Origin of the sequence: Streptomyces sp. NPDC090499, assembly GCF_044769305.1 — a bacterium.
Lineage (GTDB): Bacteria > Actinomycetota > Actinomycetes > Streptomycetales > Streptomycetaceae > Streptomyces.
Window position 1 is genome coordinate 278,155 of the sequence record NZ_JBIVXP010000012.1, and the last position, 19,043, is coordinate 297,197.

Consider the following 19,043-nt stretch of genomic DNA (forward strand, 5'->3'; position numbering starts at 1 on the left):
GCTGCCGGTACAGCCGACCAGCCTCACCCGTGGGGGACTTCGCGTCCAACGGGTTTCCGGGGCGGGTCCACCTCGCCGGCGTACGCCGGGCACAGCGGCAGTCGTACGGTGAACACCGTGCGGCCCGGTTCGCTGGTGGCCTCGGCGGAGCCGCCGTGGGCGGTGGAGACGGCGGCGACGATGGCAAGGCCGAGGCCGCTGCTGCCGGTGGTCCGGGAGCGGGCGGCGTCGCCGCGGGCGAAGCGTTCGAAGACGCGGGGCAGCAGGTCGGGCGGGATGCCGGGGCCGTCGTCGGCGACGCGGATCAGCGCCTGGCCGTCGGCGGTCCGGACGGTGACGGCGACCCTGGTGCCGGGCGGGGTGTGGGTGCGGGCGTTGGCGAGGAGGTTGGCGACCACCTGGTGGAGGCGGTCCGGGTCGCCCTGGACCAGGACCAGGTCGCCGGGCATGACGAACTCCCAGTGGTGGCCGGGGCCTGCCGCGCGGGCGTCGGCCACCGCCTCGGCGAGCAGCGGGCCGAGCCCGACCTCCTCGTGGGCCAGCGGGCGCCCGGTGTCCAGGCGGGCGAGGAGCAGCAGGTCCTCGACGAGGGTGCGCATCCGGCCGATGCCGGACTCCATGCGGCCCAGCGCGTACTCGGCCTGCGGGGCCGCCGGCTTCGGGGCGCGGCGCACCAGTTGGAGGTGGCCGGCGACGGAGGCGAGCGGGGTGCGCAGTTCGTGGCCGGCGTCGGCGAGGAAGTCCCGCATGCGCAGTTCGGTGGCGTAGCGGTCGGCGAGGGCGTTCTCGACGTGGCCGAGCAGCCGGTTGACGGCTTCGGCGAGCCGGCCCGTCTCGGTGCCGCGCCCGGTCTCCGGGACGCGTTCCAGGGCGCGTACCGCGCCGTGTCCGAGGGGTTCGCGGGAGATGCGGGCGGCGGTGGCGGCGACGCGTTGCAGGGGCCGTAGCTGGCGGCCGATCACGGTGGCCCCGATCAGCGCGGCCACGAGGAGGGCGGCGGCCGCGCTGGCCGACTCGACGGCCAGCAGGCGGCCGAGCATCCGGTCCACCGGCCGCACCGACACGGCGGTGACGATGGTGATCTCGGTGTTCCGGGTGTCGGCGCGCACGGCCTTGACCCGGTAGGTGCCGCGGCCGGGCAGGTCCAGGGTGTGGCGGTGGCCGTCGGCCTCGACCCCGGCGAGGATCCGGCGCTGGCCCGCGGTCGGGGCGGCCAGCCTCCCGGTGCCGTCCACGACCGCCGCGTGCCGGACCGTGGCCGTGGCGTGCCGGCCGGCCACGGAGACGCCGATGGTGCCCGCCGGGACCCCGAACGCCCTGAGGTAGGGCAGGCCGGCGGTCGGGGCGCCGATCTGGCCGCGGGCGGCCGAGGAGTGTTCGGCGAGGGCGTCGAGGCGCTCGTCCAGGCCGGCCATCAGGTAGGTGCGCATGGCCAGCCCGGAGATCGCGATGATCACGACGGAGAGCGCGGCCAGCAGCAGGCTGCTGGAGAGGATCATCCGGGAGCGCAGGCTGCGCGGCCGGTGCGGGCGGCGCCTCATCGCTTCGCCGCGGCGGGCTTCATGAGGTAGCCGACGCCGCGCACGGTGTGGATGAGGACGGGACGGCCGCGTTCGATCTTGCGGCGCAGGTAGCTGACGTAGCTCTCGACGATGGTCAGGTGCCGGTCGGTCTCCTCCGCCCACACGTTGTCGAGGAGTTCCGCCCGGCCGAGGACCCGGCCGGTGTGCCGCATCAGGTAGCGCAGCAGCTCGAACTCCCGGGCGGTGAGCCGGACCGGGACGCCGGCCCGGTGCACCTGCCGGGTCTCCTCGTCGAGGGTCAGGTCGTCGACGACGAGCAGCGAGGCGTCCGGACGTAACGCGTCGCAGCGGCGCAGCAGGGCGCGCAGCCGGACCACGACCTCGTCGAGGTCGAACGGCTTGGGCACGTAGTCGTCGGCGCCCGCGCACAGGCCGGCGACCCGGTCCTCGGCGCTCTCCCGGGCGGTCAGGAACAGCACGGGCAGGTCCGGCCGCCAGGCCCGGAGGCGCCGCAGCACCTCCAGGCCCTCCAGGTCGGGCAGCCCGCGGTCCAGGACGACCGCGTCGGGCCGGAAGCCGCGGGCCGCCCGCAGCGCCGTCGTGCCGTCCGGCGCCGGCTGGGTCCGCCAGCCCTCGGCCCGCAGCACCGTCACCAGCAGGTCGGTCAGGTCCTTCTCGTCGTCCACGACCAGAATCCGTGGGGTACCGGTGGATGACTTCATGGCCGGTGACCGTCCACCGCCGGGCCGTGACACGCGTGGGTGCGGACTGTGAAAGAGCTGTCGGGTCGCGCTGCTCAGGCGCCTGCCGTGAAGCGGAGCCTGAGGGTGCGGGCCTCGGGGCGCAGGGCGAACTCCGGCCACACGTCCGGCCCGCAGGCACGGGAGCCGAGGCCGTGCTGGGCCGCGTCGATGATGAGGTGGCTGGTGGCGGACTCCGGGAGCTGGTAGGGGTGGGCGGCCCGGTCGAGCTGCTGCGGGGTGTGACGGGCCAGGGTGAAGCCGGGGCGCCGCCCGCGACTGTCGGGGACGGCCGTCAGGCGCAGTACCTCGGTGTCGCCGCTGGTCAGCGTGAGCGTGCGCAGCTGCGAGCGGTGGCCGGTCTCCTGGGGGCGTGCGTAGTCGACCGACAGGTCCCGGACGGTGGCCGAGAACCGGCCGGTGCGGGCCGCCCGGAGGCTGTCGGGGTAGGACTCCAGCGGGCCGAGGCCGAACCACTCGGCGCCGTCCACCGGGGCGGTGCCGTCGGGCAGTTCGAAGCGGACCCCGATCCGTGGCCACACCGTCGTCCAGCCGCGCGAGGGCTGGATCTCGACGCGCAGTTCCAGTTCGCCGTCCTCGACCGACCAGACCGACTCGACGGTCACCGAGAGCGCGGAGTCGGCGGCGGAGACCCGGTCGACGGTGCGCAGGGCGTCCGTGGCGTGCTCGACGCCGATCCGGCGGGTGGTGAGGCGGTCGAGGCCGTCGCGGCGCCACAGTTCGGCGCTGGACACCCCGGCGGCGCTGGCGTCGCTGCCCTCCAGCCGGTCGGCGGTGCCCTCGTCGTTGTCGGTCGGGGCGCGGAACAGTTCCAGCCGCGGCCCGGCGACGGGGCGGCCGGCGAGCCGGGTGAGGGAGCCGCCGGTGAACTCGGCGATGCCGAGGGTGCGCGTGCCCTCGCCGGGACGCCAGCCGGTGCGGGGCCGGACGGCGGGCACCGGCCGCCGTACCGAGCAGTCCAGCTGGGCGGTGGCGACCTCGTGCCCGGCCGGGGCCCAGTCGGTGTCCGTCGCCAGCACCGCCTCGACGGTCAGCCAGGTCTCGGCGTCCGCGGCCACCGCGAGCGCGGGCAGCGGCACCCGGCCGGACTCGCCCGCGGCGAGCAGCGGGGTGTCCAGCTCGCCCGCCTCGACGGGGATGCCGTCGAACTCGACGCGCCAGCGGAACCGCAGGTCGGAGGTGTCGGCCGAGTGCCGCAGGTTGGTGATGTCGAGCTTGTCGCCGTCGAAGGCGAACCGGATCGGCTGGACGACCGCCTTGAACTCGTGGAGGCCGGGCGTCGGCACGTCGTCGCTGAGCACCATGCCGTCCATCACGAAGTTCCCGTCGTGCACGACCTCCCCGAAGTCGCCGCCGTAGGCGTAGTACGGGGTCCCGTCGGGGGCGGTGGCCAGGATGCCGTGGTCGCGCCACTCCCAGACGAAGCCGCCGTGCAGCCGCGGGTGGCGGTGCACCAGCTCCTCGTACTGGTCGAGGGCGCCAGGTCCGTTGCCCATCGCGTGGGCGTACTCGCAGAGCAGGAACGGCCTGGTGCGCTGCCGGGCGCCCTGGGCGGGGGTGCAGCCCAGCAGCGGGGCGGTGGAGCCGTCGGTGCCGATCTGCTCGGTCTCCGGCACGGTCGCGTACATCCGGGAGTAGACGTCGGTGTAGTCCCCGGTGTAGTCGCCCTCGTAGTGGACGGGGCGCTCGGGGTCGCGGGCGTGCACCCAGGCGGCCATGGCGGCGAGGTTGGCTCCGGTGCCGGCCTCGTTGCCGAGCGACCACATGACGACGCCGGGGTGGTTCTTGTCCCGTTCGACGGTGCGCTCGATGCGGTCCAGGCAGGCCGCGCGCCAGGCGGGGTCGTCGGTCGGGTTGCCGGTCCAGCCGGCCTTCTCGAAGCCGTGGGTCTCCAGGTCGCACTCGAGGACGACCCAGAAGCCGAGTTCGTCGGCGAGGTCGAGCAGCCGGGGGTGCGGCGGGTAGTGGCTGGTGCGGATGGCGTTCACGTTGAACCGCTTCATCCGGGCCAGGTCGGCGCGGGCGTGCGCCTCGTCGAAGACCCGGCCGCGGGCGGGGTGGGCCTCGTGCCGGTTCATGCCGTGGAAGACGACCTTGCGGCCGTTGACCAGGAACCGGTCGCCGCGGATCTCGACCGTGCGGAAACCGGCCCGCAGCGCGATGCTCTCGGCGGCCGAGGAGACGGTCACGTCGTACAGCCGGGGCACCTCGGCCGACCAGGGTTCCACCTCCGGGACGTCGACGGGCGCCACGTCGGCCGCCGTCTCCCAGACCTGCTCCACGCCCAGTTCGGGGATGCGCAGGGTGACCGGGAACGCGGAGGCGTCCGCGGTGAGCTCCGCCTCGAAGCGTCCGCGTCCGTTGTCGTACCCGGTGCGCAGCCAGACGTCCTCGATGCCCCCGGCCGGGCGGGCGAGCAGGGTGACGTCCCGGAAGATGCCCGGCAGCCACCACTGGTCCTGGTCCTCCAGGTAGCTGGCGGCCGACCACTGGTGGACGCGGACCGCGACGACGTTGTCGCCGGGACGCACGGCGGAGGTCACGTCGAACTCGTGGGCGAGCCGGCTGCCGCTCGCGCTGCCGATCTCGACGCCGTTGACCCACACCTTGAACAGCGACTCGACGCCGTCGAAACGCAGGACGACCCGTTCGGCGTCCGTCCATCCGGTGGGCAGGTCGAAGTGGCGGCGGTGGTCGCCGGTGGGGTTCTCGTCCGGGACGTGCGGGGGGTCGATCGGGAACGGGAACTGGATGTTCGTGTACGCCGGCCGGCCGTGGGCGCCGTCGCCCTCCAGTACCCAGTGCGCGGGCACCGGGATGCTGTCCCAGTCCCGGTCGTCGAAGCCCTCGGCGGCGAAGTCCGACGCCACCTCCGCCGTGGGCGACAGCCGGAAGCGCCAGTCGCCGTTCAGCGACAGGGACGGTGCGTCGGAGTGCAGCCAGGACCGGGCCGGGCGCAGGGCGCCGTGCCAGGGGGTGGGGTCCGATACGTACGCGGTGAGGTCGGAGGCCAAGGCGTCACAACTTTCTTGAAGACGGGGTGGAGCTGTCAGCGCCCCGAAGGAGCGCGGGGCTGGGTCGATACGCGGCTCCGCCGCGTGGGCGCGACCGGCCACGACGGCGCCGCAGCCGGACGGCGGCGTATCGCGGCAGGTCCCGCGGAGCGCTCAGCGCAGGACGACCGTGCGGATCTCCCAGGGGCCGAGGTCGAGTTCGAGCCCGTCCCGGACCGGTTCGGGGGCGAGCGGCCGGCCGAGCAGGTCGACGGTGGTGGCCTCGGTGAACGCGCCGGTCACGCGGACGGCCGTCGCGGTGTCCCGCATCGCGGTCAGCCGGAGCTCGGTGCCGGGTCCGTGCTCGGGGTCGGTGATCCGGCGGATGCCCGACACGTGCACGTCCCGGCCGTCGACGTGCAGACCGGCCGTGTCCGGGGGCAGCGGGGCGCCGCCGGGCGCGGTGCCGCGGGTGACCAGGCAGTCGCCCCGGAACTCCTCGGCGAGGGCGACCGCGTTGGCACCCTGCCAGCCGGATGCCCAGGGCAGCACGGCGAACCGGTTCTCGATGCGCATGCCCAGGTCCTGGGCGCCGGGTGCCGGGATCTCGCTCGCCGCGGGTTCGTCGCGCAGGGGGTGGATGTTGACGCTGATGGAGCCGATGGCGCGCAGCAGGGTGACGGCCAGGGCGGAGCCGTCGTCGACGAGTTCGTACTCGGCGGAGTGGTCGAGCAGGACGGTGGCCGGGCCCGCCGCCACGAAGGTGCTCGCGGGGAAGGTCGGCAGGGGGTACTCGCCCCAGCCGCCCTCGGCGGTCAGGCCGCGCTCGGTGACCGCGAACTGCCCGGCCGACGCGGACGTGGTGACGGGCAGCGGCAGCGGGACGTGCAGGCGCAGCCGGTGGTCGGCGGACCGGTTCAGGAACGAGGTGGAGACCCGCACGAAGGGTTCGCCCGCGCGGACCTCCACCAGCATGTCCACGGGGGTGGGGACGGTGCGTCCGCCGCGCCGGTCGCGGTCGCCGTCGGCGAGCGCCTCCGGCCACTCGTAGACGCGGGTGACGCGCAGCCGGGCCCGCAGCGGGCCGGTTTCGAGGAGTTCGACCGCGACCCTGGCCGGCTCGGAGACGAGCACGTCGTGGGCGGGCGGGGCGTAGTTGTAGCTGTCGCCGCGGTCGCCGCCGTCCACCAGGCGGCCGACGCCCGACAGGACGGTGCCGTCGACGCCGGTCACGTCCAGGGTGCCGTCGGCGGCGACGGCCACCTCGACCAGGCCGTTGGAGAGGCTGTCCGCCGTCGCCGTCGCGCCCCGCAGCGCGGGGGCCGCGGGCATGTCGCCGGTGCCGACCCGGAAGGCGGCCAGCCCGGCGGCGGGGACGGGGACGGCCACCAGCGCGGTGGCCCGCGCCTGGGCGAGGGTCCGCACCTGCCACTCCCCCGGGTGCGCGGCGGCCGCGGCGGCGACCTCGCCGCGCAGGGTCATCAGGTCGAAGGAGCCTTCCGGAACCTCGGCGAGGTGGAAGACCAGGGAGTTCGGGGTGAGTTCGTAACCGTTGATCAGCAGGCCGAACAGCTCGCGGCGGTGGATGCGGCGCAGTACGCGTTCCAGCTGGGAGGCGTCGAGCCGCTCGTCGCTGAGGACGGTCGGGGCCTGGGAGACCAGCTGTACGGGGTGTGCCGCGCCGTCGGCGGTGGTCGCGACCAGGGTGCCGCCGTCCGGGGCGGCGACCACGTCGACCTCGACCAGTGCGGTACGGGGCGACGGCAGCGGGTTGGCGACCAGGTAGGCGTCGCCGGGCACCCCGGCGGCGGGCTCGGCGAGGGCGGCGTCCCGGACGGCGCGGGCGGTCTGCGCGGCCTCGGCGAGGCGGGCGGCGACCTGGTCGCAGGTCTCGTCGGTGCCGGAGCCGACCACCGAGTCGTGCGCGGTGGACTCGATGATCTTGTGCCAGGCGAGGGCGAGGAAGTTGGCGTCGTCGCGGCCGGACCACAGGGCGTTCATCCGCTCGGCGTGGTCGACGGTCCGCTCGGCGGCGGCCATCCGCTGCTTGAGCCCGAGCCGCACGGAGAGCACGCCGGGCAGGATGTTGCCCCGTACGTGGCTGCGCAGTTCACCGGTGACGACGGCCGTGACGTCGTCCCGTACGTGCTTGCGGACGTACTCGTCGAGGGTGGCGACGGTGATCGGCCGCTCCTCGCCGGAGGCCTTGCGCAGCCAGTCCGCGAGCCGCGGGTCGGGTGCGTTGTGGTCGGTGCCGGACATGGCGAGCACCGGGTCGCCACCCCAGCGCCCCGCCGTCATCTCGGCGTACTCGGCGAGCGCGCTGCGGATGCGGTCCGGCACCAGCAGGACGTCGAGGCCGTTGTCGTACCCGTCGAAGAGGAACTCGGTGCGCACCTCGGAGCCGTCGGGAGCGCGCCAGCGGAAGGCGTGCCCGTCGACCGTGCCGGGCACCCCGCGCCACAGCGCCGCGTGCTCGATGCCGGCGCGGGCGAGGATCTGCGGCATCTGCGCGACGTGGCCGAACATGTCCGGGAGGTAGCCGATCGGCATGGCCCCGCCGAGCCGTTCGGCGGCCGCCCAGCCCATCTGGAGGTTGCGCACGATGGTCTCGCCGGAGCAGAGGAACTCGTCGAGCAGGATCAGCCACGGCCCGACGGCCAGCCGGCCCTCCCGGACCAGGGCGGCGACCCGGTCGCGGTTCTCGGGCCGCATCTCCAGGTAGTCCTCGACGGCGGCCATCTGACCGTCGACGGTGAACCGGAAGTCCGGGTCGGTCTCGGCCGTCTCCAGCACGGTGTCGAGGGCGGTGACGAGGCGGTGCCGGAACACCTGGAACGGCTCGTACCACTCCCGGTCCCAGTGGAAGTGGGGCACGAAGACAGCCGGGTTGGGCATGGTGGGGAGCACCTTCTGTGCGTGGGGGGTCACTTGAGGGAGCCGGCGGCGAGGCCGGTGCGCCAGAACCGCTGGAGGAGGATGAACACGACGATCACCGGCAGGATCGACACCAGTGAGCCGGTGATGATGGACTCCTGGAGCAGCGGGGAGCGGGCGGTCTGGCCGTTCCACTCGTACAGGCCGAGGGTGATCGGGAAGAGCGACTCCTTCTGGAGCATGACCATCGGCAGGAAGAAGTTGTTCCAGATGGCCACGAACTGGAACAGGAAGATGGTCACCAGGGCCGGGGTCATCAGCCGGAACGCCACCGAGAAGAACGTGCGGAACTCCCCGGCGCCGTCCAGCCGCGCCGACTCGATCAGCTCCTGCGGCACGGAGGCGTTGGCGAAGATCCGCGCGAGGTAGACGCCGAACGGGCTGACGATGCTGGGCAGGAACACCGCGAGGTAGGTGTTGACGAGCCCGGTCGCCGAGAACAGCAGGAACAGCGGCAGGGCGAGCGCGGTGGTGGGCACCAGGACGCCGCCGAGGATGACGGAGAACAGGAACTCCCGGCCGCGGAAGTCGAACTTGGCGAGGGCGTAGCCGCACAGCGCGGAGATCAGGGTGCCCACGGCCGCGCCCAGCACCGCGTAGAGGACGGTGTTGAGGGCCCAGCGGCCGAAGATGCCGTCGCTGCGGGTGAACAGGGTGTGCAGGTTGTCGAACAGGTTGAAGTGCGAGAAGGCCAGGCCGTTGGTGGCGGCGAGGTCGCCCTGCGGCTTGGTCGCCGCGACGACCAGGAAGTACACGGGCAGCAGGAAGTAGACGGCGAGGAGCAGCATCAGCCCCATGGCGGCCGTCCGGCTGATCCGGCTTTCGCGGTCCATGGTCGGTTTGCTCATAGTCCGGCCTTCTTCGAGGTCAGTCGCATGAACCCGAAGCTCAAGACGAAGGTGATGACGGCGATGACCACCGAGATGGCCGCGGCCTGCTGGTAGTTGTTCCCGGAGGCCACCGTGTAGGCGAGCATGTTCGGCGTGAACGTGCTGGAGATGTTCGAGGAGATCTGCCGCAGCACGGCCGGCTCCGCGTACAGCTGGAGCGTGCCGATGATCGAGAAGACGGTGGTCAGCACGATCGACGGCGCGATGATGGGCACCTTGACCCGCCAGGCGATCGTCCAGTTGGAAGCGCCGTCGAGCTTGGCGGCCTCGTACAGCTCCTGCGGGATCGACTGCAGCGCCGAGAACATGATCAGCATGTTGTAGCCGGTCCACAGCCAGGTGGAGACGTTCGCCGCCGACCAGAGCACGGCGCCGGGGCCGAGGAAGTCGGGGTGCAGCCCGATGCCGTTCAGCAGGTCGACGACCGGGCTGAGCTGGGGCGAGTAGAGGTACGACCACATGATGGCGGCGATCACGCCGGGTACCGCGTACGGCATGAACGCGACGATGCGGAAGAACCCCTTGGCCCGCAGCAGGGGCGTGTCGAGGAGCAGCGCGATGATCAGGGCCACGAAGAGCATGACCGGCACCTGCACGACGCCGAACAGCCCGATGCGGCCGATGCTGGACCAGAACTCGTGGTTCTGGAGCACCTGCCCGTACTGCTCGAAGCCGCCGAAGGTCGTGTACGACGTGCCGTACTGGCCGCCGGAGCGGCGCACGACGCGGAAGCTCTGCCAGAGGGCGTAGCCGACCGGCACCAGGTAGAACAGCAGGAAGGGCAGGAAGAACGGGGTCACGAAGGCGGCGACGGTGGCCGCCCGGGGGCCGCCGCCGTTCGGGCGACGGCGGCCTCCGGGCGTGGTTCGCACGCCGGCCGAGCGGGTTGCGAGGTCGGTCATGCCGTGGTCACTTGCCCGCCGTCGCCGGGATCGCCTGGTCCTTCATCGACTTCAGCGCGGCCGCCTGCGCGGTCGCGAGCGCGTCGCTGAGGGTGCCGCTGCCGGCCGCCGCCTTGGCCATCGCGTCCTGGAGGGCCAGGTTCACGGTCTTCTGCGTGGGGCCCCAGGCGAAGCTGGTGTCGATCTTCTTGGAGGCGTCGGCGAAGACGTCGAAGATCTTCTCGTTGTTGTAGTACGGCACGCCCTGCTTCAGCGCGGGCAGGTCGAGACCGGCGCTGGCGGCCGGGTAGAGCCCGCCGAGCTTGTTCTCCATCGCCAGCGCGTCCGGGTCGGTGTTCAGCCAGGTGTTGAACTCGACCGACTCGTAGAGGTGCGCGCTGCCCTTCATGAACGCGACGGTCGAGCCGCCCCAGTCACCGGAGGAGGGGTTCGAACCCCACGTCGGCATCGGGACGATCGACCACTTCCCGGCCTGCTTGGGCAGGTTGTCGCGGAACATGCTGTAGCCCCAGGCGGCGCCGACGTAGGTGGCGAGCTGGTCCTTCTGGTACGCCGCGTACATCTGGGTCGAACCGTGGGCGAGGTCGGTGCGCACGACCTTCTCGGAGATCAGCTTCTGCCAGTAGTCCGCGACCTGCTTGCTCTGCGCCGAGTCGACGGAGACCTGCCACTTGTCGCCGGAGTAGCCGTACATCTTGGCGTCGTTCTGCCACAGGAGCCCGTTGAACCACTCGGCGTTGTTCGGGTCGAAGAACGTCATGTCGAGGTTCGGGTCCGCCTTGTGCAGCTTCTCGGCGGCCGTCGCGTACTCGTCCCAGGTGGTGGGAACGGCAACGTTGTACTTCTTGAAGAGGTCGCTGCGGACGTAGAGCGCCATCGGGCCGGTGTCCTGCGGGATCGCGAACACGCCGGTGCCGCCGAAGCTGGTCTGCGACCAGGTCCACGGTACGAACTTCGACTTCGCCGCGGTGGCCGCCTTGCAGGCGGAGGCGTCCACGAAGGCGCTCTGGGTGCGCAGGTTGGGCAGTTCGTCGTAGCCGACCTGGGCGAGGTCCGGGGCCTTGTCCGCCTTGAGGGCGTTGCCGAGGGTGCCGTACTGGTCGTTGGAGATGTTCTTCGTCTCGACCTGGATGTCCGGGTGCTGCTTGTTCCACAGGTCGACGACCTGGTCCATGCCCGGAACGGTGTTCCAGTACTGGAGGGTGACCTTGCCCTTCGCGGGCTCGCAGGAGGCGGCGGACGCCTTGTCCGACGAACCGGACGAGGAACACCCGGCGAGTACGACGATGCCCGCGGTCGCGGCTGCTGCGGCGAGGCGGGTGCGCGTGGCTGTGCTTCTCATATCTTCCGTTCCAGAGAACGCCTGGTTACGGGCCCAGGCGGGTCGACGTTGACACCTGGAGGCGGATGCCTTCTGGTTGGAATTGGGTTCCGTGAGCGGTAACGTGAGCGCTCACGGGAGCGGTAACGGGAAGTGATTGGGAGTGTGGGCTTCCGAACGCCAGAGTGTCAAGGTTTCTACGCACCGGGGCATACTCGGTGTCCCTGCGACGCTGGCGCGTCGGCAATTACGCGGAGGTGAGTGATGGCGTCGTCGGGGACCGGACCCCGCAGGGTCACGATCGACGATGTGGCCGAGGCTGCGGGCGTGTCCCGGCAGACCGTGTCACGGGCGCTCAACGACAAGGGCGAGATCGGCGCCTCCACCAAGCAGCGCGTGCTCGACACCGCCCTGGCGCTCGGCTACCGGCCGAGCCGGTTCGCCCGGGGGCTCGTCCGGCAGGACACCATAAGTGTCGGCCTCGTGATCCCGGACCTGCTCAACCCGTTCTTCACCGAGGTCGCCGCGGCCGCGCTGGAGGCGGCCCGGGACCGCGGCTGGCACGTCGTCGTGTACGACACCGGCGACCGGACCGAGGAGGAACGGGGCACGCTGGAGGTGATCGCCTCCCAGGTCGACGCCGTCGTGGGCTATCTCAGCCTGCCCGAGGACGAGATCGACAGGCTGACCCTGGGCCTCCCCGTGGTGCTCATCGACCGCGAGCACCGCACCCAGCGGTTCAGCTCGATCCGGATCGACGGCGAGAGCGGCGTGCACGCGGCGATCAGGCACCTGACCGCCGCGGGACACCGGCACATCGGCATGCTCGACCACGCCGAACGGTCCGAACCGAGCATCCGGCACCGGTGGTTCGACGCCGCGATGTCCGCGTGCGGACTGGACTCGGGCTCCGTGGCCCGCGCCGACCAGAGCGTCGAGGGCGGGGAGAGCGCGCTCCAGGAACTCCTCGCCGGGCATCCGGACCTGACGGCCGTGTTCACCTTCAACGACATCGTCGCCATAGGGGCGCTGCGCGCCGCCCGCCGACTCGGCCGGCAGGTCCCCCGGGACCTCGCCGTGATCGGCTTCGACGGTCTGCAGCTGGGCACGCTCGTCGACCCCCCGCTGACCACGGTGGCCCTGGACACCCGCCGTCTCGGCGCCCTCACCGTCGAACAGGCGGCCCGGCTCCTCACCGGCAGCGACCCGCTGCCCGCCGACCAGCTCAAGGTGGGGGCGGAGCTGCGGGTGCGGGAGTCGGGGTAACGGGTTCACTGCTCGACGGACTCGTCGGACTCGTCGGACTCGTCGGAGAAGTAGGTGAAGAATCCGTCGCACCACGTTCTCTCGTCCAAGGTGACCGGGGAGACCTCCAACCCGGCCTCCGGTGGGCCTTCCCGGTAGGCCGAAGCCGCCTCGTTGCCCTCTTCCTCCGAGAGGTAGGCCCCCAGGACGACGACTTCTTCGCCCCGGACGGGATCCTCCAGGGTCCGGAAGAGCAGGTACAGGTCCTCGGGCAGGCTTCCCCGGTCCGCTCGCGCCCCGTCCACCTGGAGCAGGACGACCAGGAAGCCGTCGGGGAAGTCCCTGAACCCGGGGAGTTGCGCGCAGGCGGCTCGGGCCTGCTCCGCCCTGTCCGGCGACGTGAAGACCCCGATCAGTTTGAAGTCGGCGCTTCCGTCGTCGAAGTCGTGAAGATGGATCAGCGCGTGGACCGCGGTCATGTGTCAGACATCCGCTCTCTCGACGTGGTTCCGCTCCGCCATGCCCAGCCGCGCCTGCTCCTCCTCGACGATCCGGCGGGCCAGTTCGGTGTCCGACACGTCCACCGCGTCCGGGGTGGCTTCGGCCACGGCGCTGCGGCGGGCGTAGGCGTCGAACAGGCGGGTCTTCCGCTCCAGCATCTTCACCAGGCGCTCGTCCACTCCCCCGGTGGCGAGCAGGCGGTGCACCCGGACCGGTCTGACCTGGCCCATGCGGTGGGCCCGGGCCACCGCCTGGTGCTCGATGGTCGGCTTGATCTGGGGTTCGCAGAGGACGACGACGGAGGCGGCCTGCATGTTGAGGCCGACGCCCGCCGCCTGGATCTGCGCCAGGAGCACCGCGGCGCCCGGGGCGGCGGCGAAGTCGTCGACGACCTGCTGCCGGCGGGCGGCGGGGACGGCGCCGGTGAGCGGGCCGAAGACCGTGGTGCCGGCGGCGAGCGCCTCCCCGGCCACGCGCAGGACGTCCTTGAAGTAGGAGAAGACCACCGTCTTCTGCCCGTTCTCGGCGGCCTCCTCGACGATCTCCCGGAGCCGCTCCAGCTTGGCCGACTTCTCGGGGCGCAGGTAGGCGGCCCTGCGCATCGCCATGAAGTTGCCTGCGCGTACGGCGTCGCGGTACGCCTCCTCGTCCGACGCGCTCAGCTCCTCCCACTCGTCGGTGTGCTGGAGGCTGGGGAGTTCGGTCAGCACGTCCTGCTGGTTGCGCCGCAGGTAGACGGGGGCGACGGCCCTGCGGAAGGCGACCGATCCGGCCAGGGCGTCGCCGTCCTCCAGGGACCTGGCGACACCGTGGTCGAGCATCCCGACCAGGTTGCGGAACTCCGCGACCCGGTTCTCCATCGGGGTGCCGGTCATGAAGAGGGTGCGCTCGCAGTGCTCCGCCCACCGGGCGACCGCCTGGGACCGCTTGGCCTTCGGGTTCTTCACCGAGTGCGCCTCGTCGACCACGAACAGGCCGACCTCGCCGCCGTCCGGTGCGGGAAAGCCGCGCAGGGCGTCGAACGTGGTCACCCCGACCCCGCCCCGCCCCTTCCAGTCGGCGAACGCGTCGCGCCGGTCGGGGCCGTGCAGCAGCAGCACGCGCAGGACACTGCGGGCCTCGATCTCCCGCGTCCAGTTCACGAGGACGCTCGCCGGGCACACCACCATGAAGTGGCTCTGCCCCTCGGCGGCCAGGTGGGCCAGTACGGCGATCGCCTGGATGGTCTTCCCGAGCCCCATCTCGTCGCCGAGGATGACGTTGCGCTGCGCGAGGGCGAACCGTGCGCCGAACGCCTGGTAGCCGCGTAGCGAGACCCGCCGGTGCGAGTCGTCGAGGCGCTGGGCCCGGACCCGCTCGGCGATCTCGTCGGGCAGGAAGCCCTCGGCGGCGGCCGCGTCGGGCGCCGCGCCGGAGATCTCGGCGAGCAGGCCGTAGTAGTCGGCGGAGCGCAGTTCGAAGTCCGCCCAGGCGGCGAGGTCGGACGACGGTCCCCGGAGCAGGTCGACGGAGGCCTGGGCGAAGAGTTCGAGCAGCCGTCCCCGGTCCGCCTCGTCGACCAGCGGCCGGAGTCCGGCCACGGCCGCCAGCGCGCGGGCTTTCCGCTCCCGGCCGGCCAGGAGCATCCGGAACCGCCCGGCGGCGGGGCGGGCCTCGGCCAGCAGCGGCTCCAGCCGTCGCGACAGGGCGTCGGCACGGTCGACGGCGCGGCGCGCCTGAGGCCCCGCCTCCACCAGCACGTGCAGCGCCACGACGAGCGCGGTGGTGCCCGGCTCCGGCCGGTCCACGTCGATGTGGACGGCCACGGTCTCGCGCACGGCCTCGGAGAGCCGGCGGGCCGCGGCGATCATCTGGTCGACGGTGCGCCGCCCCACACCGGGTATCTGCAGCAACCGGTACGCACCCGCGTCGAGCACGGCGCCCACCGTCCCCAGCCCGCTCTGCTCGACGCCGCCCAGCCGCAGCCGGCCCTCGGTGACGTCCTGGAGCCGCGCGACCGGGATGGCGTCGAGCTCCCGCCGTACCGCCGCGTCCTGGATCGGCGTGAGTGCCGCCCGTACGGCCTCGACCGCCCTGCCGTGATCGCCGGTCACGTTCCGGGCCGCCTCGGCCAGTCGCGCTCCCCGCGCGACCACGTCCCGCTCTTCCCGCCCCACGCGCCCCGCCCCTCACTCCTCACGCACCGGCCGTCCCGGCATCTTCCCACCCGGCACCGACATCACCGGCGGTGCCGGGGCGCCCACCGCCACAGGTGAACCACGGATGGCCGCGCACGGTACGGGAGTTGTCAGGACCCGCGTCGCAAGACGCCGCGCGCGAGAGAAGGGACAACCAGGTCACGTGGGGTGGATTGTGTGGTTTGATGCGCGGGCTGCGACCGTGCGCCGCGTCCCTCCTCATCAGGAGGCCGCCCGAGGCGCCGGCCGGCTCGGGGAAGGGCGGTCGCGCGGGGAGCGCGGTCGCGGGGGCTTCAGGGACCGGCATCGGAGGGGGTTTTCGTCGTGGGTGCTGACAGACGCGGCGGCATACGGAGGACAGGCGCCGGGTGGCGCGGGCTGGTGCTCGCGGTGACGGGCGCGCTCACGGCGGGGCTGCTCGGCGTGGGGGTCCCGCAGGCGCGGGCCAGCGAGACCACCGGGTCGGTGGACTCGCTGCGGACCGGCTGGGATCAGGGGGAGGGAGGCCTGAGCGCGGCGGACGTGCAGTCGTCGTCGTTCGGGCAGTTGTGGAAGACCCCGGCCCAACTGGACGGGCAGATCTACGCGCAGCCGATCGTGGTCGGCGCCACGGTGGTGGCGGTCACCGAGAACAACAGGGCCTACGGCCTGGACCGGACCACCGGCGCCGTGCTGTGGCAGCGGAACTTCGGGCCCGCGTGGCCGGCCGCGACGCTCAGCTGCGGCGACCTGGCGCCGAACGTCGGCAGCACCGGCACACCGGTGTACGACCCGGCGACCGGCGCGGTCTACCTGACGACCAAGGTCGACGACGGCCCGAACGCGCTCAACCCGCACTGGTACATGCACGCCCTCGACCCGGTCACCGGCGTGGAGAAGCAGGGCTTCCCGGTGACGATCCAGGGCTCGGCGTCCAACGACCCGAGCCAGTCGTTCCTGCCCGCGTACGAGATGCAGCGGCCGGGGCTGCTGCTGCTCGACGGGGTCGTGTACGCGGGCTTCGGCGGGCACTGCGACGCCAAGCCGTACCGCGGCTACGTGGTCGGCGTCAGCACCACGTCGCCCTCGGTGACGTCGATGTGGGCGGCGGAGACCGGCGCCAGCAACAGCGGCGCCGGCATCTGGCACTCCGGGGGCGGTCTGGTCTCCGACGGTCCCGGCCGGATCTTCGTGGCCACCGGCAACGGCGTCAGCCCGGCGCCCGGTCCGGGCACCTCGCCGCCCGGCACGCTCGCGGAGTCCGTGGTCCGGCTCCAGGTGCAGCCCGACCAGAGCCTGAAGACCGCGGACTTCTTCAGCCCCTCCGACGCGCCGACGCTCGACCAGCAGGACACCGACCTGGCCTCCGGCGGCCCGGTGGGCCTCCCCGACAGCTTCGGCACCGCCTCCCACCCGCACCTGATGGTGCAACAGGGCAAGGACGGCCGGGTGTTCCTGCTGGACCGCGACCACCTCGGCGGACGCTCGCAGGGCCCCGGCGGAACGGACGCGGTCGTCGGCGTCACCGGACCGCTGAAGGGCCAGTGGGGCCACCCCGCGGTCTGGGGCGGCGACGGCGGCTACGTGTACGTCGTCGGCAACGGCGGCTCGCTGACGGCGCTGCACCGCGGCGTGACCAGCAAGGGCGACCCGGCGCTGAGCGTCGCGGGCGCGAGCCAGGACTCCTTCCCCTACACCAGCGGCTCGCCGGTGGTCACCTCCGACGGGACGCGCTCGGGCAGCGCCCTGGTGTGGGTCGTGTGGTCGGGCGGTCCGACGGGCGTGGGCGCCCAGCTGCGCGCCTACAACCCGGTGCCGGACGCGAACGGCGTCCTGAAGCTGGTGTGGTCCGCGCCGATCGGCACCGCGCCGAAGTTCGCCGTCCCGGCGACCGACGGCAACCAGGTCTTCGTCGGCACCCGGGACGGCAAGGTCTACGCGTACGGCAACCCGGTGGGCAGCCCCCTCAAGGGCGGACCGGTCGACTTCGGGACGACGCAGGTCGGTGAGACGGCGAGCACCGACGTCGTCCTGACGGAGAATCAGAACCCGTCCAGGGCGCTGACGATCAGGTCGGTGAGTGTCGAGGGCCCGTTCAGCGCGGACACCTCGTCGCTGCCGGCCTCGATCCCGGCCGGCGGACAGCTCACCGTGCCGGTGACGTTCCGGCCGACCGCGGTCCTGGGGGCGAGCGGCACGCTCACCGTCGTCACGGGTGCAGGCACGTTCGCGCTGAGCCTGCACGGCGTCGGGACCAGGGCCGGGCTGGCCGCGTTCCCGGGCACGGTGTCCTTCGACAACCAGCCGACGGGGACCGCGGCCACCGCGAACGTCCAGGTGGCCAACACCGGCACCGAGCCGGAGACCATCACCTCCGTCACCCCGCCCACCGGGCCGTTCAGCGCGGACAACCTGCCGAGCGCCGACCCGGCGGACCCGACGGTCGTCCCGGCCCAGGGCTCGGTCGTGCTCCGCGTCGGCTACGCGCCCACGGCCACCGGCCGGCACTCCTCGTCGCTCACGCTGACGAGCACCAGCGGCACGCTGACCATCCCGGTCGAGGGCAACGCGATCAGCGGCAAGGGGCACCTGCTGCTCACTCCCCCGTCGCTGGCGTTCGGCGGGGTCACCCGCGGCACGTCGGTCACCAAGGCGTTCACCATCACCAACTCCGGGAACGTGCCGGTCACGATCACCAAGGCGAAGGCGCCGGCCGGCGTGTTCACCAGCGCCGACCCGCTGCCCGAGGGCCTGGTCATCGGCCCCGAGCAGAGCGTGCGGCAGACCGTGACCTTCTCGCCGACCGTCGTCGGCGCCCGGTCGGCGTCGTACGAGATCACCGGCGACGCCGGGCAGGGCGCGATGCTGGAGGCGGTCAGCGGCACGGGCACCCCGCCGCCGGCACAGCTCGGCACGCTGCTGGCGCGGGACACCTCCGGCACGCTGTGGCAGTACCACGGCACGGGCGTGCCGGCGGCGCCGCTCGCGAAGCGCCTCTCTGTCGGCCCCGGCTGGAACACGTACAACCTGATCACCAGCGTCTCGCGGGTGATGTCGGACGGCAGCGGCTCGGTCGTGGCCCGCGACGCCTCGGGCACGCTGTGGCTGTACCAGGGGACCGGAAAGGCGGCGGCTCCGCTCGCGGCCCGGAAGAAGGTCGGGCCGGGCTGGGGCGGCTACACCTCGCTGACCGGAACCGGTGACCTGACCGGCGACGGCAAGGCCGACCTGGTCGCCCGCGACACCACGGGCAGGCTCTGGCTCTACCGCGGCACCGGCAACACCACCGCCCCCTTTGCCGCCCGCACCCTGATCGGCGGAGGCTGGCAGACCTACTCCGCGCTGACCGGCGCGGGCGACGTCACGGGGGACGGCAGGGCCGACCTGGTCGCCCGCGACACCGGGGGTGGCCTGTGGCTGTACCGGGGCACCGGCAAGGCCACCGCCCCCTTCGCCGCCCGCACCAGGATCGGCACGGGCTGGAACACCTACAACGCGTTCGCCGGACCGCGCGACGTCACCGGCGACGGCAGGGCCGACCTGCTGGCCCGCGACACCACGGGCACGCTGTGGCTCTACCGGGGCACCGGCAACGCCTCGGCACCGTACGCGGCGCGTGTCGGCGTCGGACCCGGCTGGAAGATCTACAACTCCCTCATCTGATCCCACGTCCCACGGAACGACGGGCGGGGGGGGGGCCCCGGGGGGGGGGGGGGCCCCCCCGGGTTATATTTGAAAAAAAAAGATGTAACGGGTTGTCGGAAAACAGGAGGGGGACCCCACCCGGGTAAAAACAAACAGGACCACCGGGTGG

Annotated in this window: 11 protein-coding genes; 2 read left to right on the forward strand and 9 right to left on the reverse strand. The window is 72.7% G+C overall.

Annotated features, from left to right (window positions below):
• Positions 1-23 precede the first annotated feature (23 nt).
• The 7 genes from ACIQVL_RS36130 to ACIQVL_RS36160 all read right to left on the reverse strand — a co-directional run bounded on the left by ACIQVL_RS36130 (position 24) and on the right by ACIQVL_RS36160 (position 11,348).
• Positions 24-1,499, reverse strand: coding sequence for a sensor histidine kinase (locus ACIQVL_RS36130; protein ID WP_403477433.1), 1,476 nt, complete (start codon positions 1,497-1,499; stop codon positions 24-26).
• A gap of 38 nt (positions 1,500-1,537) precedes the next feature.
• Entirely contained in the window at positions 1,538-2,245 is a 708-nt protein-coding gene (locus tag ACIQVL_RS36135) for a response regulator transcription factor (protein ID WP_403441066.1), read from the reverse strand.
• Positions 2,246-2,319: 74 nt separating this feature from the next.
• The gene (locus tag ACIQVL_RS36140; RefSeq protein ID WP_403477434.1) at positions 2,320-5,298 is read right to left on the reverse strand and encodes a glycoside hydrolase family 2 TIM barrel-domain containing protein; all 2,979 of its coding nucleotides are present in this window, start codon (positions 5,296-5,298) and stop codon (positions 2,320-2,322) included.
• A gap of 153 nt (positions 5,299-5,451) precedes the next feature.
• Positions 5,452-8,175, reverse strand: coding sequence for an alpha-mannosidase (locus ACIQVL_RS36145; RefSeq protein WP_403477435.1), 2,724 nt, complete (start codon positions 8,173-8,175; stop codon positions 5,452-5,454).
• 29 nt (positions 8,176-8,204) lie between these two features.
• On the reverse strand, positions 8,205-9,062 hold the full coding sequence (locus ACIQVL_RS36150) for a carbohydrate ABC transporter permease (RefSeq protein ID WP_403441073.1): 858 nt from the start codon (positions 9,060-9,062) through the stop codon (positions 8,205-8,207).
• On the reverse strand, positions 9,059-10,006 hold the full coding sequence (locus ACIQVL_RS36155; protein ID WP_403477436.1) for a carbohydrate ABC transporter permease: 948 nt from the start codon (positions 10,004-10,006) through the stop codon (positions 9,059-9,061). The genes ACIQVL_RS36150 and ACIQVL_RS36155 overlap by 4 nt, the downstream gene beginning before the upstream one ends.
• A gap of 7 nt (positions 10,007-10,013) precedes the next feature.
• Positions 10,014-11,348, reverse strand: coding sequence for an ABC transporter substrate-binding protein (locus tag ACIQVL_RS36160; RefSeq protein ID WP_403477437.1), 1,335 nt, complete (start codon positions 11,346-11,348; stop codon positions 10,014-10,016).
• Between the two features lie 243 nt (positions 11,349-11,591).
• On the opposite strand from ACIQVL_RS36160, the gene ACIQVL_RS36165 reads away from it, so the two are divergent.
• Complete coding sequence (locus ACIQVL_RS36165) at positions 11,592-12,593, forward strand: LacI family DNA-binding transcriptional regulator (RefSeq protein ID WP_403441081.1); 1,002 nt, start codon at positions 11,592-11,594, stop codon at positions 12,591-12,593.
• Positions 12,594-12,598: 5 nt separating this feature from the next.
• Here the strand turns inward: ACIQVL_RS36165 and ACIQVL_RS36170 are convergent, their stop codons facing one another.
• Together ACIQVL_RS36170 and ACIQVL_RS36175 are read right to left on the reverse strand one after the other, a co-directional pair.
• Positions 12,599-13,051, reverse strand: a complete 453-nt coding sequence (locus tag ACIQVL_RS36170; RefSeq protein ID WP_403477438.1) for a hypothetical protein — start codon at positions 13,049-13,051, stop codon at positions 12,599-12,601.
• 3 nt (positions 13,052-13,054) lie between these two features.
• Complete coding sequence (locus ACIQVL_RS36175) at positions 13,055-15,229, reverse strand: DEAD/DEAH box helicase (RefSeq protein WP_403477439.1); 2,175 nt, start codon at positions 15,227-15,229, stop codon at positions 13,055-13,057.
• A 345-nt stretch (positions 15,230-15,574) separates the two neighbouring features.
• Here ACIQVL_RS36175 and ACIQVL_RS36180 point away from each other — a divergent pair, with 345 nt between their 5' ends.
• Positions 15,575-18,892: a choice-of-anchor D domain-containing protein gene (locus ACIQVL_RS36180; RefSeq protein WP_403477440.1), complete on the forward strand. Its 3,318-nt coding sequence runs from the start codon at positions 15,575-15,577 to the stop codon at positions 18,890-18,892.
• The last annotated feature ends 151 nt before the right edge of the window (positions 18,893-19,043 follow it).

Coding starts and splice junctions, on each gene's coding strand:
- ACIQVL_RS36130 (WP_403477433.1), bottom strand. CDS start 1,499: ATGATCCTCTCCAGCAGCCTGCTGCTGGCCGCGCTCTCCGTCGTGATC.
- ACIQVL_RS36135 (WP_403441066.1), bottom strand. CDS start 2,245: ATGAAGTCATCCACCGGTACCCCACGGATTCTGGTCGTGGACGACGAG.
- ACIQVL_RS36145 (WP_403477435.1), bottom strand. CDS start 8,175: ATGCCCAACCCGGCTGTCTTCGTGCCCCACTTCCACTGGGACCGGGAG.
- ACIQVL_RS36150 (WP_403441073.1), bottom strand. CDS start 9,062: ATGAGCAAACCGACCATGGACCGCGAAAGCCGGATCAGCCGGACGGCC.
- ACIQVL_RS36155 (WP_403477436.1), bottom strand. CDS start 10,006: ATGACCGACCTCGCAACCCGCTCGGCCGGCGTGCGAACCACGCCCGGA.
- ACIQVL_RS36160 (WP_403477437.1), bottom strand. CDS start 11,348: ATGAGAAGCACAGCCACGCGCACCCGCCTCGCCGCAGCAGCCGCGACC.
- ACIQVL_RS36165 (WP_403441081.1), top strand. CDS start 11,592: ATGGCGTCGTCGGGGACCGGACCCCGCAGGGTCACGATCGACGATGTG.
- ACIQVL_RS36170 (WP_403477438.1), bottom strand. CDS start 13,051: ATGACCGCGGTCCACGCGCTGATCCATCTTCACGACTTCGACGACGGA.